We start from the raw sequence: 13427 nt of genomic DNA, 5'->3' as shown, positions 1-13427 counted from the left end.
AAAGGGAACTGATATGAGGAAAATGATCTCTACTCTCGTTCGCTCGGGCCTTGTTGGCGCAGCGCTTCTGGCGGCTTCCGGCGCCGCCTTCGCCCAGACCGCCTGGGTCCTGCCGTCGGCCTATCCGCCGGCGAACTACCATGTCGAGAACCTGATGCAGTTCGCCAAGGACGTCGAAACGGCGACCAGCGGCAAGCTGAAGATCACCGTTCATCCGAGCGCCTCGCTCTTCAAGGCGCCGGATATCAAGCGCGCCGTTCAGACCGGCCAGGCCCAGGCCGGCGAGGTGCTGATCTCGCTGCACGAGAACGAAAACCCGGTCTTCGGCATCGACGTCGTGCCGTTCCTGGCAACCAGCTTCGATGCGTCGAAGAAGCTCTACGCCGCCTCCAAGCCGGCGATCGAAAAGGCGCTCGATGCGCAGGGCCTCAAGCTCCTCTATGCGACGCCGTGGCCGCCGCAGGGCATTTTCACCAAGAAGGATGTCAACAGCACCGCCGACCTCAAGGGGCTGAAATGGCGCGCCTATAACGTCGGCACGTCGCGCATCGCCGATCTGGTCGGCGCCCAGCCGGTCACGGTTCAGGCGGCCGAACTGCCGCAGGCTCTCGCAACCGGCGTCGTCGACGGCCTGATGACCTCGAGCGCCACCGGCGTCGATAGCAAGATCTGGGAATCGCTGACCCACTATTACGACACCCAGGCCTGGATCCCGAAGAACGTCATCTTCGTCAACAAGGCAGCCTTCGCTGGCCTCGATCCGGCCGTCCAGAAGGCTGTCACCGATGCAGCCGCTGCCGCAGAAACCCGCGGCTGGGCGCTCGGTGCCGAAAAGACGAGCGCCTACATGGAAACCCTCAAGAAGAACGGCATGAAGGTTCTCGAACCGAGCGCCGATCTCAAGAAGGGCCTGGCCGATGTCGGCGCCAAGCTGACCGAAGACTGGTCGAAGAAGGCCGGTGCCGACGGCGCCGCCATTCTGGACGCCTATAAGAAGATGTGATTTGAGAGGCGCCGCAGGCATCCGCTTGCGGCGCGCTCGCACTCGGGAGGAGAAATAGTGTCATCGGAAAAGAGTGAATTCGGCCCGATCGTATCCTCCGGGCACCTGGCGAGCGGGGCTTTGCCGGCGCTGTCGGAGATCGAGTTCGGCATGATCATGCTGAACCACGCCTTCAGCCGCTGGATGGTCCGCTGCATGTCAGCCGCCGGCGTGCCGGATCTGTCGCCGATCGACATCCTCGTCCTGCACAATATCAACAGCCGCAACAAGGCAAAGACGCTGGCCGATATCGCGCTGGTCCTCAACATCGAGGACACGCATGTGGTCACCTACGCGCTGAAGAAGCTCGAACGGCTGAAGCTGATCAAATCCGGCCGCCGCGGCAAGGAAAAGCTTGTCATGGTGACGGAAGCGGGCGCCGATGCCTGCAAGCGCTATGCGGCGGTGCGTGAGGAACTGCTCGTCAAATCGGTGCTTGCGACCGAGGTTTCGGGTGAAACCCTGTCAGCCATGGCAGCCCGCCTGCGCGCGCTTTCCGGCCATTACGACCAGGCAGCCCGCGCCGCCGCATCGCTTTAGGAAAACAGCGCATCCATCAGCGGATGGTCGGGGTCCGCCATGCCGTCGAGAATGGTGAAATGATGCCTGTCCGGCTCCTCGACGGCTTCCGTCTCGGCGCCCAGCCCCTTCCAGACGCTGGCAAGCAGCGCGTTCTGGCGGATGAATTCGGCGCGTTCGCCAGCCCCTACCCAGCAGGTCACCCGAGCTCCCGGAAGCGGCTCCAAAAGGACCGGACTTTCCCGGTAGGCTTCCTCGGCGTCAATCCGCTGCTTTTCGTTCATCTTCGTCTTCATGATCGGCCGCAGGTCGTGCACGCCGGACAATGAAACCGTATTGACGATGCGGTTGCGCACAGCCTCCGGCAGCGGCGACGTGGCGGAGATCATCCGCGTGACGAGATGCCCGCCCGCCGAATGGCCCATCAGCCGGATCGGGCCGCCGACCATGCCGGCGGCAGCCTCGATCGCCCTGCCGATTTCCACAGTGATGCCCGAAATGCGGTTCTCCGGCGCCAGCGTGTACATCGGCATGGCGACCGCATAACCGCGCTCCACCGCTCCGCTGGCAAACTGCGACCAGTAGCTGTTGTCGAGCCCGATCCAGAATCCGCCATGGACGAACACCACGAGGCCGGCCGGTTCGGTTGCCGGCAGGAAAAGATCGAAGCGGTTGCGCGGCTTCTCGCCATAGGAAAGACCGAGCCTGGCGCGGCCCGCAGCGGCAAGCGTCTCGCGATAAAGTCGTGCCGGTTCCACCCATGCCGCCGGCCAGCGGTCGCCCTGGGGAATGTTGATGCCGTTGGCATAGGCATTGTCCCAGTCGCTAATCCGATGCCGCATCTTAACTTTTCCCTTCGACAAAGCCTGATTTCCGGCGCCATACTGGCACCGCGCCGGCCCGCTTGGAAGCCTGCAGGGGCGCCCAAAACACCGCCCGCAGAAAATTATTACAAACCTAAAATTTCTCTCTTGCAACCAAAGAGAGGCGGTGCTTTTCTGGACAAAAGGCAAAAAGCCGCATCGATAAGAATATCTGGGAACGAAAATATGCTGGGACCGTCAGGCCATCTGGATACGTTTGCCCGCGACAATCTTCCGCCGCCGGATCAGTGGCCGGAAATCAAGCTCGATGGCTTCGATTATCCGGAATGGATGAATGCGGGCGTCGAACTCACCGACCGCATGGTCGAGCGCGGTTTCGGCGACAACACCGCTCTCATCGGCAACGGCCGCCGCCGCACCTACAAGGAGCTGTCCGACTGGACGAACCGCATCGCTCGCGCCTTGACCGAGGACTACGGCCTGAAGCCCGGCAACCGGGTGCTGATCCGTTCCGCCAACAACCCGGCCATGGTCGCCTGCTGGCTGGCCGCGACCAAGGCCGGCGCCGTCGTCGTCAACACCATGCCGATGCTGCGCTCCGGCGAGCTTGCCAAGATCATCGACAAGGCGGAGATTTCGATCGCGCTCTGCGATACGCGGCTGATGGACGAACTGGTCGCCTGCGCCAAGGAAAGCCGGTTCCTGAAACAGGTGATCGGCTTCGACGGCACGGCCAACCATGACGCCGAGCTCGATCGGGCGGCGCTCAACAAGCCGGTGCGTTTCGAGTCCGTGAAGACCGGCCGCGACGACGTCGCCCTGCTCGGCTTCACGTCGGGCTCCACGGGCGTGCCGAAGGCGACCATGCATTTCCATCGCGATATCCTGATCATCGCCGATGCCTATGCGAAGGAAGTGCTGGACGTGACGCCGGACGACGTGTTCGTCGGCTCCCCGCCGCTCGCCTTCACCTTCGGCCTTGGTGGTCTCGCAGTCTTCCCCTTGCGTTTCGGCGCGGCCGCGACCCTTCTGGAACAGGCCACGCCCCCGAAGATGATCGAGATCATCGAGACCTACAAGGCGACGATCAGCTTCACCGCACCCACCGCTTATCGCGCCATGCTGGCGGCGATGGATGCCGGCGCCGACCTCTCGTCGCTGCGCATCGCCGTTTCCGCCGGCGAGACCTTGCCCGGGCCCGTCTTCGACGAATGGGTGAAAAAAACCGGCAAGCCGATCCTCGACGGCATCGGCGCGACCGAGATGCTGCATATCTTCATCTCGAACCGGCTCGGCGATTCCAGGCCGGCCTGCACCGGCAAGCCGCTCACCGGCTACGAGGCGATCGTTGTCGACGACGACATGAACGAAGTGCCGCGCGGCACAATCGGCAAGCTTGCGGTCAAGGGGCCGATCGGCTGCCGTTACCTCGCCGACGACCGCCAGAAGGATTATGTCAGGGACGGCTGGAATCTTACGGGCGACAGTTTCGTCGAGGACGAGGACGGTTATTTCCACTTCGCCGCCCGCTCCGACGACATGATCGTCTCGGCCGGTTACAACATCGCCGGTCCCGAGGTCGAGGCGGCCCTCCTCAAACACGAGGCGGTGCTCGAATGCGCCGTGATTGGCGTGTCGGACGAGGCGCGCGGCACCATCGTCGAGGCGCATGTGGTGCTGGTGAAGGGAGCCGAGCCAGGCGAGCTGATGGTCAAGATCCTGCAGGATCATGTGAAGGCGGTGATCGCCCCTTACAAGTATCCGCGCTCGGTCGTCTTCACCGATGCGCTGCCGAAGACCGAGTCCGGCAAGATCCAGCGGTTCCGGCTGAAGCAGAAACCCTCAGCTTAACCATGGTGATTGGCGGTCGAATTTCGCCTTACATGTAGAGTGGAAGTTTCCACGCAAATGTGGAAGACAAAGAAGACCCGGCGGATGTCCAAGTCCGTCGAAGGCACCGGGAACAACACAAAAACAAACGGGAGTTCGTCACATGAAGAAAATGCTTGCTGCAGCCACTTTGGCGCTGAGCATGAGCACCACCGGCATGGCTTTCGCCGAGCCGCTGAAGATCGGCATGATCACCACGCTTTCGGGCGGTGGCGCCGGCCTTGGCATCGATACGCGCGACGGCTTCATGCTGGCGATCAAGAATGCCGGCAACAAGGACATCACCGTTGTTACCGAAGACGATGCGCAGAAGCCGGAACTGGCCGTGCAGATCGCCGACAAGATGATCCAGAGCGACAAGGTCGACGTCCTGACCGGCATCGTCTGGTCGAACCTCTTGATGGCCGTCGCCCCGAGCGCGGTGGCGCAGGGCAAGTTCTACGTCTCGACCAATGCCGCGCCTGCCGCGCTTGCCGGCGCCAACTGCAACAAGCTCTATTTCAACGCCGCCTACCAGAACGACAACCTTCATGAAGCCATGGGCGAATATGCCAACAAGGGCTACAAGAAGATGTTCATCCTCGCCCCGAACTATCCAGCCGGCAAGGATTCGCTGACCGGCTTCAAGCGTTATTACAAGGGCCAGCTCGCCGCCGAGGTCTACACCCAGGTCGGCCAAACCGACTACGCCGCCGAAATCGCCCAGATGCGCGCCTCCGGCGCCGACGGCATCTTCGTCTTCCTGCCGGGCGGCATGGGCATCGCCTTCATGAAGCAGTTCGCCCAGTCGGGCGTCAAAATCCCGGTCATGGGCCCGGGCTTCTCCTTCAGCCAGGACGTTCTGCCGGCAATCGGCGATGCGGCGGTCGGCGCCAAGGCGTCCGGCCAGTGGGCCCCGGACTTCGACAACGCCGCGAGCAAGAAGTTCCTGGCCGATTTCCAGAAGGAATATAACCGCCTGCCGTCCATCTATGCCGTCCAGGCCTATGACGCCGCCCAGCTCATCGTTGCCGCAGCGTCCAAGGCGAGCGTCAAGAACGCCGATGCTTTCGGTGCCGAACTTCGCAAGGCAGACATCCAGTCCCCGCGCGGAAAATTCAAGTTCAACACCAACCAGCATCCGATCCAGGACATCTACCTGACGGAAGTGATCAAGCAGAACGGCGTCATCACCAACAAGACGGTAGAGAAGATCTTCGCCGATCACGGCGATGCCTATGCCAAAGACTGCAAGATCTAAGGCCTGCCTGTGACTTTGGCACTTGCTCTCGAGCAGTTGCTCAACGGCCTGCAGCTCGGCGTCATGTTGTTTCTCATGGCTGCCGGGCTGACGCTGATCTTCGGCGTCATGGGCCTGATCAACCTTGCTCACGGCTCGCTCTACATGGTCGGCGCATTCGCTTGCGCCACCGTGGCGGCGTGGACCGGCTCATTCTGGATCGGCCTGATCGCCAGCCTCATCGCGGCGGCCGCGGCGGGCGCGATCGTCGAACTCGTGGTGATCCGCAGGCTCTATGACCGCGATCATCTCGACCAGGTGCTCGCCACCTTCGCGCTGATCCTGATGTTTTCGGAAGGCACGCGCTGGCTGTTCGGCTCCTTCCCGCTCTATCTCGATATTCCTCCCTTGCTGCAGGGCGCCGTCGCGCTGCCGGGTGGCACGGAATATCCGGTCTATCGCCTGGCGATCATCCTTGCCGGCGCGATCGTCGCCTTCGGCCTCTACCTGCTGATCTCCCGGACCCGTCTCGGCATGCGCATCCGCGCCGGCGAAAGCGACCGCGAGATGATCGGCGCCTTAGGCGTCGATATCCGCACGCTCTATACCGTGGTCTTCGCGCTCGGCGCGGCACTTGCGGGTCTCGCCGGCGCCATGGTCGGCGCGCTGCAATCGGTGCAGGTCGGCATGGGCGAACCGGTGCTGATCCTCGCCTTCGTGGTCATCGTCATCGGCGGCATCGGCTCGATCAAGGGCGCGCTTCTCGGCGCGCTGCTGGTCGGGGTCACCGATACGATGGGCCGTTTTCTCCTGCCGAAGATCCTGGCGCTGTTTGTCGCCCCGGCCCAGGCCGGCATGATCGGCGGCGCTGCGGCTTCGATGCTGATCTATATCGTCATGGCGGTCATTCTCGCGGTCAAACCGCGCGGCCTCTTTCCCGCGGCGCATGCGTGAGATCATGATCGTGACCCGCGAAAACCTCATCAACCTCATTCTGGCATCCCTGCTGCTCGCCGTCCCCTTTGCGGCGGACGCATTCGGCCAGCCGTTCTACATCACGCTTGCGACCCGCATCGCCATCCTCGCGCTCGCCGCCACCGGCCTCAATCTGGCGCTGGGTCTTGGTGGCCTCGTCTCTTTCGGCCATGCGGCCTTCTTCGGCATTGGCGGTTATGTCGCCGGCATCCTGGCGGCCCACGCCTTTTCCGGCGATCCGCTGGTGTTCGGCCTGCCCGGCTCGAAACAGATGTGGGTGATCTGGATCGTCGCGCTGATCCTCTCCGGCCTTGTCGGCCTGGCGATCGGCGCGATCAGTCTCAGGACCTCGGGCGTCTATTTCATCATGATCACGCTCGCCTTCGCGCAGATGGTCTATTATTTCGCGATCTCCTGGCCGGCCTATGGCGGCGAGGACGGGTTGTCGATCCTCGTCCGCAACCAGTTCCCCGGCGTCAACACCATGCGGCCGCTGACCTTCTTCCTGATCTGCTATGTCATCCTGTTGCTGGCGCTCGCCCTCTTCGCACTGATCCGCGCCTCGCGTTTCGGCACGGCGCTGCAGGCGGCACGGCAGAACGAGGTGCGTGTCGCGACCGTCGGCATCCAGCCCTATCGCATCCGGCTGACCGGCTTTGCGATCTCGGCGGCGGTCACCGGCCTTGCCGGCGCGCTGTTTGCCGATCTCAACCGCTTCGTCAGCCCGTCCATGCTGTCGTGGCACATGTCGGGCGAACTGATCGTGCTGATCATCCTCGGCGGCACTGGCCGGCTGTTCGGGCCGCTGGCGGGCGCCGCACTCTACGTAATCTTCGAATATGCGCTCGGCGGCCTCACCGAACGTTGGCAGTTCTTCCTGGGCCTCATCCTCCTCGTCGTGGTGCTGTTTGCGCGCGGCGGTCTTCTGGGCCTGCTTGCCGGAAAGGCCAGACATGGTTGAGCCGGTTCTCCAGATCTCCAACCTCGTCAAGAATTTTGGCGCGCTGCGGGCCACGGATGGCGTGACGCTCGATCTTCGCCCCGGCGAGATCCATGCCCTGATCGGCCCGAACGGCGCCGGCAAGTCCACGCTCATCCACCAGATCTGCGGCACGCTTAGGCAAGACAGCGGTACGATCCGTTTTGCCGGGCAGGACATCGGCTCGCTCGGCGTGGCCGATCGTGCCCGGCTCGGGCTTGGCCGCACCTTCCAGGTCTCGTCGATCGCACCGGATTTCTCGGGCCTGCGCAACGTCATGCTGGCGGTGCAGGCAAAGCAGGGTTCGAGCTTCCGTTTCTTCAAGCCCGTCATGCGCGACAGGTCGCTGATCGACACCGCCATGGCTATGCTGGAACGAGTCGGGCTGACGGCCCGCGCCCGCATCCCTGCTGCCGAGCTTTCCCATGGCGAACGCCGGCAGCTGGAAATCGCCATGGCGCTGGCCCTTGGCTCGAAAGCCTTCCTGCTCGACGAGCCGATGGCCGGCATGGGGCCGGAAGGCTCGAAATCGCTGACCCGCTTCCTCGATACGCTGCGGCAGGAAGCACCGATCCTGCTGGTCGAGCACGATATGGACGCGGTTTTCGCACTCGCCGACCGGATCTCGGTGCTCGTCTACGGCCGTATCATCGCGACGGGGACGGTCGAGGAAATCCGCCGTGACCCGACCGTGCGCACCGCCTATCTCGGAGACCACGCCTGATGCTGCTCGATGTCACCAGGATCGAAGCATTCTACGGCGCAAGCCAGGCGCTTTTTGGCGTCGATCTTGCGGTCGCGGAAGGCGAGGCCGTCGCCCTGATGGGCCGCAACGGCATGGGCAAGACGACCACCATCCGCGCCATCTGCAATCTCAACCCGCCCCGCGCCGGTGGCGTGAAGATCGGCGGCACGGACACCAAGGGCAAGCGGCCGCATCACGTCGCCAAGCTCGGCATCGGCCTCGTGCCGGAAGGCCGCCGCTGCTTCCCGAACCTCACGGTGCACGAAAACCTGGTCGCCGCCGCCCGGCCCGGCCAATGGACGCTGGAGCGCGTCAACGAACTCTTCCCGCGATTGTCTGAGCGTCATGCGCAGATGGCGAGATCGCTCTCCGGCGGCGAGCAGCAGATGCTGGCGATCGGCCGCGCGCTAATGACCAATCCGCGCCTGCTCATTCTCGACGAGGCGACCGAAGGCCTTGCCCCGGTCATCCGCCAGGACATCTGGAAGGCGATCCGGCGGCTGAAGGCCGAAGGCCTGTCCATTCTGGTGGTGGATAAGACGCTTTCGGAGCTTTTGCCGGTTGCGGACCGCTGCGTCATCCTGGAAAACGGAAGAAGCGCCTGGAGCGGCAGGCCGACGGACCTGACGACGGAACTGCAGGATCGATATCTCGGGGTGTAGGCATGGAAGCAGAAGCGGCAAGCGCCGACCTGGAACTGATCGCCCATGGCCCGCATGGGAAGAACAAGCCCGAGACGCGGCTGTGGCTGCGCATGCTCTCCACCACCAAACTGATCACAACCGAAATCCGCCGCCGGCTTCGCACCGAATTCAGTGCGACGCTTCCCCAGTTCGATTTGATGGCACAGCTCTATCGCGAGGCCGACGGCTTGAGACTTGGCGAGCTCTCGAAGCGCACCATGGTCACCAACGGCAATGTCACGGGTCTGGTGGAGCGGCTGGAGGCGGATGGTTTCGTGCAGCGCGTCACGCCGGACGGCGACCGCCGCGTCACGGTCGCCAAGCTGACGCCGGCCGGAACCGAGCTTTTTGTCGCCATGGCCGCCGCGCACGAAGGCTGGCTGCGCGACATCATGGCCGATGTCGACCCGGCGATGATTGCCTCATTGTGGTCGGAGATCGGCGCGGTCAAGGCTTCCGCCAGGAACCATCTTTCCGGCAGCGCCTTCGAATAGTAAGGCTCGTCTCGGGCGCGCAATAATTCGGGGTGAAGAGATGGCAGACCTGCAGGCGATCGTCGAGGAGATCCATGAGAAGCTGACGCCACGCCTCGGCGAAGGCAAGGTGGCGGACTATATCCCGCAGCTCGCCCATGTCGATCCGAAGAAGTTCGGCATGACGATCGTCACCGTCGATGGCGACGTGCACAAGGTCGGCGATTGCGACGAACCCTTCTCGATCCAGAGCGTCTCGAAAGTCTTCACCCTGACGCTCGCGCTAGGCAAACACGGCGAAACCACCTGGAACAGGGTCGGCCGCGAGCCCTCCGGCTCCGCCTTCAATTCGATCGTCCAGCTCGAGCACGAGGAAGGCAAGCCGCGCAATCCTTTCATCAATGCCGGCGCTATCGCGGTCAGCGATCTGGTGCTGGCCGGACACACGCCGCGCGAGGCGATCGGCGAGATCGTCCGCTTTGTACGCTATCTTGCCGATGACGACTCGATCGCCATCGACCCGGAGGTGGCGAAGTCCGAGCAGGCGACGGGTTTCCGCAACTTCGCGCTGGCCAATTTCATGCGTTCCTTCGGCAAGCTCGACCATCCGGTCGAACATGTCCTCGGCGTCTATTTCCATCATTGCGCGCTCGCAATGACCTGCACCCAGCTTGCCAAGGCCGGTCTGTTCCTCGCTGCCTCCGGCCGCAACCCGCTGACCGGGCACACCGTGGTATCAAGGCAGCGGGCACGGCGCATCAACGCGCTGATGCTCACCTGCGGCCATTATGACGGATCCGGGGATTTCGCCTATCGCGTCGGCCTGCCCGGCAAAAGCGGTGTCGGCGGCGGCATCATGGCGGTGGCACCTGGCAAGGCGTCCGTCGCCGTCTGGTCGCCGGGCCTCAATCACAACGGCAATTCGCTGCTGGGTTCGCTGGCTCTCGAAATGCTGGCCACTAGAACCGGCTGGTCGGTATTCGGGCAATAAAAAAAGCCCGGGTCGAAACCCGGGCTTTAGTCTGTTGGCAGCTTTATGATCAGTCTTCGCTGGCTGCCATCTGCGAAAGAGCATCGCCGCGTCCGCGTGCACGCAGGACGAGGGGAAGGATGAGGGCGAGTGCCGCCAGGCTCAGCAGCACGGCTGCGATCGGCGAGGTGAACAGCACCGTCACGTCACCCTGGCTGATCGCCAGCGCGCGGCGGAGCTGCTGTTCGGCAAGCGGCCCGAGAATGAGGCCGACGATCACAGGCGCGATCGGATAGTCGAAGACGCGCATGATGTAGGCGACGAGCCCGAAGACCAGCAGCATGCCGAGTTCGAACACAGAAGGGTTGGCACCGATCGTACCGAGCGTCGCAAACACCAGGATGCCCGCATAGAGCCACGGCTTCGGAATGGTCAGCAGCTTCACCCACAGGCCGACCAGCGGCAGGTTGAGGACGAGCAGCATCAGGTTGGCGATCAAAAGTGAGGCGATCAGGCCCCAGACGAGCTGCGGGTTGGTCGCAAACAGCAGAGGACCCGGCTGCAGGCCGTATTGCTGGAAGCCGGCGAGCATGATCGCCGCGGTCGCCGAGGTCGGCAGGCCGAGCGTCAGCAGCGGCACGAGCGTGCCGGCGGCAGACGCATTGTTGGCGGCTTCCGGACCGGCCACGCCTTCGATCGCACCATTGCCGAATTCTTCCGGATGCTTGGAAAGACGCTTTTCAGTCGCATAGGACAGGAAAGTGCCGATTTCGGCGCCGCCGGCCGGCATCGCGCCGATCGGGAAGCCGATCACGGTGCCGCGCAGCCAGGCTTTCCAGGAGCGCCCCCAATCCTGCGCCGTCATCCACACCGAACCCCGGATCGCTTCGATCTTGTCCGGTGCCGCTTCGCCCTGGGCGGCGATGTAAAGCGTCTCGCCGATCGCGAACATGGCGACCGCCATCGTCGTCACTTCGATACCGTCGAGCAGGTCGGGCACGCCGAAGGAGAGCCGGTTCTGGCCGGTCAGCTGGTCGATGCCGACGAGCGAGAGGGCAAGTCCGATGAAAAGCGAGGTGAGGCCGCGCAGCGTCGAATTGCCGAAGGCCGAAGAGACGGTGACGAAGGCCAGAACCATCAGCGCAAAATATTCGCGCGGACCGAAGACCAGCGCCAGCTTGACGATGTAGGGCGCGATGAAGGCTAGCGCGAGCGTCGCGATCAGGCCGGCGACGAACGATCCGATTGCCGCGGTCGCCAGTGCCGGGCCGCCGCGTCCCGCCCGGGCCATCTTGTTGCCCTCGAGCGCGGTGACGATCGAGGCGCTTTCGCCTGGCGTGTTCAAGAGGATCGACGTCGTCGAGCCGCCATACATGCCGCCGTAATAGATGCCGGCGAACATGATCAGCGAGCCGGTCGCATCCAGCTGGTAGGTAACCGGCAGAAGCAGGGCGACGGTCGTCGCCGGACCGATGCCGGGAAGCACGCCGACCATGGTGCCGAGCGTCACGCCGATCAGCGCGTAGAAGAGGTTCATCGGCTCCATTGCCGATGCGAGCCCCTGGAGAAGGAATTCGAATGTGCTCATGATCTTACTCTCGAGGGTCGCATCACTGGATCAGGTGTTCCAGCGGGCCTGCCGGAAGCGAAAGTTGCAGAACGCCGGCAAACAGCCACCAGATGCCAAGACAGACGACGATGCCGATCGGAATGCTGATCCACAGTTTGCGGGCGCCGAAACCTGCGGCGGCGAGGCCGAACAGCATGCCCGTGGCAATCGAGAAACCGGCGACCCGAATGAGGGCCATCTGCGCGACCAGGCCTGCGACAACCCAGACAACGGGTCCGAGCTCCTGCTTTTCCCGCGCAGGAAAGTCGCGTCGAAACGCGGCGAACACGGTCCAGATCGCAAGCCCTATCAGTGCAAAGGCAATCCAGTTCGGAACGGTGGCCGGGCCGACTTGGCTATAACCGCCCATATCCCGTAGCCGGTCGACATCCAGGAAGATGACGGCGGCGACGGCGACGAGGATGGCGGCAATAACAAGCGCCGCCCAATCGGGGCGGCGCTTTTCGGTGCTCGTTTTGTTGTTGTCGAGGCTCATTTAACCAGTCCGATGTCCTTCAGGATGGTTTCAGTGGCAGCGATGTCCTTGGCGAGCTGCGCTTCGAATTCCGGGCCGGAGAGATAGGTGTCGATCCAGCCCTTGGTCTTCAGGTTGTCCTGCCAGGTCTTGGACTTGGCGAGCTTTTCGACGTCGGCGGTCACGGCCTTCTTCTGCTCGGGGGTCAGGCCGGGAGCAGCGGCGACCATGCGCCAGTTCTGGATCACGACGTCAAGACCGGATTCCTTCAGCGTCGGGGCATTGATGCCGTCGAGCTTCTTGTCGGAGGAGATGGCGAGCAGACGCAGCGCGCCGGCCTTGATCTGTGATTCGAACTCGCCGTAGGACGAGATGCCGGCCGTGACTTGGCCACCGAGGATGGCGGCGAGTGCCTCACCGCCGCCGGAAAACGCGATGTAGTTGACCTTCGTCGGATCAACGCCGGCAGCCTTTGCGATCAAACCCGCCGTTATGTGGTCCGTACCGCCGGCCGAACCGCCGCCCCAGGAAACCGCGCCTGGGTTTGCCTTCAGCTTGGCGACGAGGTCGGCCACCGTCTTGATCTCGGACGCTGCCGGTACGACGATGACTTCATATTCGCCGGTGAGGCGGGCGATCGGGGTGACGTCCTTCAGGGTGACCGGTGACTTGTTGGTCAGGATGGCGCCGACCATGACGTAACCGCCGACCATGAGGGCGTTTGCATTGCCCTTCTGCTGGCTGGCGAACTGGGCGATGCCGATCGTGCCGCCGGCGCCCGGAACGTTCATGACCTGCACCTTGCCGGAGATCTTTTCAGTTTGCAGGGCGGTCTGCATGGTGCGGGCGGTCTGGTCCCAGCCGCCGCCGGGGGCGGCAGGAGCCATGATCGAATAGTCGGCCGCAGCGGCCGGGAGAGCGATTGCGCCCGCGAGAATGGAAGCGAGGAAGAAGTGTTTCAAGGGTATGTCCTCCGTTGGCGTCTTGATCCGACGCGAAGTTCGTTTGGCTGTGCGACAAGGAG

The 13427-nt window shown here is 63.5% G+C and carries 14 protein-coding genes; 10 read left to right on the top strand and 4 right to left on the bottom strand.

Annotation, left to right across the window (positions count from 1 at the left end; all coding sequences use genetic code 11):
• The first annotated feature begins 22 nt into the window (after positions 1-22).
• On the top strand, positions 23-1003 hold the full coding sequence (locus tag PMI07_RS04360) for a TRAP transporter substrate-binding protein (RefSeq protein WP_037085202.1): 981 nt from the start codon (positions 23-25) through the stop codon (positions 1001-1003).
• A gap of 54 nt (positions 1004-1057) precedes the next feature.
• Positions 1058-1582 (top strand): winged helix DNA-binding protein, encoded by a 525-nt coding sequence (locus PMI07_RS04355; RefSeq protein ID WP_037085199.1) that lies wholly within the window; start codon positions 1058-1060, stop codon positions 1580-1582.
• On the opposite strand, the gene PMI07_RS04350 is transcribed toward PMI07_RS04355, so the two are convergent.
• Complete coding sequence (locus PMI07_RS04350) at positions 1579-2403, bottom strand: alpha/beta hydrolase (RefSeq protein WP_007772198.1); 825 nt, start codon at positions 2401-2403, stop codon at positions 1579-1581. The two genes, PMI07_RS04355 and PMI07_RS04350, sit on opposite strands and share 4 nt — an antisense overlap.
• Before the next feature lie 207 nt (positions 2404-2610).
• Between PMI07_RS04350 and PMI07_RS04345 the strand changes: the two genes are divergently transcribed.
• The 8 genes from PMI07_RS04345 (at position 2611) to PMI07_RS04310 (ending at position 10340) form a co-directional block, all read left to right on the top strand.
• Positions 2611-4236, top strand: coding sequence for an AMP-binding protein (locus PMI07_RS04345; protein WP_024163552.1), 1626 nt, complete (start codon positions 2611-2613; stop codon positions 4234-4236).
• 142 nt (positions 4237-4378) lie between these two features.
• Positions 4379-5515 (top strand): ABC transporter substrate-binding protein, encoded by a 1137-nt coding sequence (locus tag PMI07_RS04340; protein ID WP_007761467.1) that lies wholly within the window; start codon positions 4379-4381, stop codon positions 5513-5515.
• A 9-nt stretch (positions 5516-5524) separates the two neighbouring features.
• Positions 5525-6448 carry a branched-chain amino acid ABC transporter permease gene (locus PMI07_RS04335; protein WP_007761468.1) on the top strand — a complete coding sequence of 308 codons (924 nt, stop codon included), beginning with the start codon at positions 5525-5527 and terminating at the stop codon, positions 6446-6448.
• Positions 6449-6458: 10 nt separating this feature from the next.
• Complete coding sequence (locus PMI07_RS04330; protein ID WP_155956393.1) at positions 6459-7430, top strand: branched-chain amino acid ABC transporter permease; 972 nt, start codon at positions 6459-6461, stop codon at positions 7428-7430.
• Positions 7423-8172 carry an ABC transporter ATP-binding protein gene (locus tag PMI07_RS04325; RefSeq protein WP_007761472.1) on the top strand — a complete coding sequence of 250 codons (750 nt, stop codon included), beginning with the start codon at positions 7423-7425 and terminating at the stop codon, positions 8170-8172. Before PMI07_RS04330 ends, PMI07_RS04325 begins: the two co-directional genes overlap by 8 nt.
• Complete coding sequence (locus PMI07_RS04320) at positions 8169-8855, top strand: ABC transporter ATP-binding protein (protein ID WP_037085195.1); 687 nt, start codon at positions 8169-8171, stop codon at positions 8853-8855. Before PMI07_RS04325 ends, PMI07_RS04320 begins: the two co-directional genes overlap by 4 nt.
• A gap of 2 nt (positions 8856-8857) precedes the next feature.
• Positions 8858-9370, top strand: coding sequence for a MarR family transcriptional regulator (locus PMI07_RS04315; protein WP_007761478.1), 513 nt, complete (start codon positions 8858-8860; stop codon positions 9368-9370).
• A 40-nt stretch (positions 9371-9410) separates the two neighbouring features.
• Positions 9411-10340: a glutaminase gene (locus PMI07_RS04310; RefSeq protein WP_007761480.1), complete on the top strand. Its 930-nt coding sequence runs from the start codon at positions 9411-9413 to the stop codon at positions 10338-10340.
• Positions 10341-10389: 49 nt separating this feature from the next.
• Here the strand turns inward: PMI07_RS04310 and PMI07_RS04305 are convergent, their stop codons facing one another.
• Genes PMI07_RS04305 through PMI07_RS04295 form a run of 3 tightly spaced genes read right to left on the bottom strand, consistent with a single transcriptional unit; the run spans position 10390 to position 13365 of the window.
• Positions 10390-11907 carry a tripartite tricarboxylate transporter permease gene (locus PMI07_RS04305; RefSeq protein WP_007761483.1) on the bottom strand — a complete coding sequence of 506 codons (1518 nt, stop codon included), beginning with the start codon at positions 11905-11907 and terminating at the stop codon, positions 10390-10392.
• Between the two features lie 22 nt (positions 11908-11929).
• Complete coding sequence (locus PMI07_RS04300) at positions 11930-12424, bottom strand: tripartite tricarboxylate transporter TctB family protein (protein WP_007761486.1); 495 nt, start codon at positions 12422-12424, stop codon at positions 11930-11932.
• Entirely contained in the window at positions 12421-13365 is a 945-nt protein-coding gene (locus PMI07_RS04295) for a tripartite tricarboxylate transporter substrate binding protein (RefSeq protein ID WP_007761489.1), read from the bottom strand. Before PMI07_RS04295 ends, PMI07_RS04300 begins: the two co-directional genes overlap by 4 nt.
• Between the last annotated feature and the right edge of the window lie 62 nt (positions 13366-13427).

The organism is Rhizobium sp. CF080 (assembly GCF_000282095.2).
In the GTDB taxonomy this organism is placed as follows: domain Bacteria; phylum Pseudomonadota; class Alphaproteobacteria; order Rhizobiales; family Rhizobiaceae; genus Neorhizobium.
The sequence above is the reverse complement of the archived record's forward strand: the minus strand, read 5'-3'. Positions and strand labels throughout refer to the sequence as shown.

Bases quoted from the DNA above. Each gene is read 5' to 3' on its own strand.
- PMI07_RS04360 (WP_037085202.1), top strand. From the start codon at position 23: ATGATCTCTACTCTCGTTCGCTCGGGCCTTGTTGGCGCAGCGCTTCTG.
- PMI07_RS04350 (WP_007772198.1), bottom strand. From the start codon at position 2,403: ATGCGGCATCGGATTAGCGACTGGGACAATGCCTATGCCAACGGCATC.
- PMI07_RS04345 (WP_024163552.1), top strand. From the start codon at position 2,611: ATGCTGGGACCGTCAGGCCATCTGGATACGTTTGCCCGCGACAATCTT.
- PMI07_RS04340 (WP_007761467.1), top strand. From the start codon at position 4,379: ATGAAGAAAATGCTTGCTGCAGCCACTTTGGCGCTGAGCATGAGCACC.
- PMI07_RS04325 (WP_007761472.1), top strand. From the start codon at position 7,423: ATGGTTGAGCCGGTTCTCCAGATCTCCAACCTCGTCAAGAATTTTGGC.
- PMI07_RS04315 (WP_007761478.1), top strand. From the start codon at position 8,858: ATGGAAGCAGAAGCGGCAAGCGCCGACCTGGAACTGATCGCCCATGGC.
- PMI07_RS04310 (WP_007761480.1), top strand. From the start codon at position 9,411: ATGGCAGACCTGCAGGCGATCGTCGAGGAGATCCATGAGAAGCTGACG.
- PMI07_RS04305 (WP_007761483.1), bottom strand. From the start codon at position 11,907: ATGAGCACATTCGAATTCCTTCTCCAGGGGCTCGCATCGGCAATGGAG.
- PMI07_RS04300 (WP_007761486.1), bottom strand. From the start codon at position 12,424: ATGAGCCTCGACAACAACAAAACGAGCACCGAAAAGCGCCGCCCCGAT.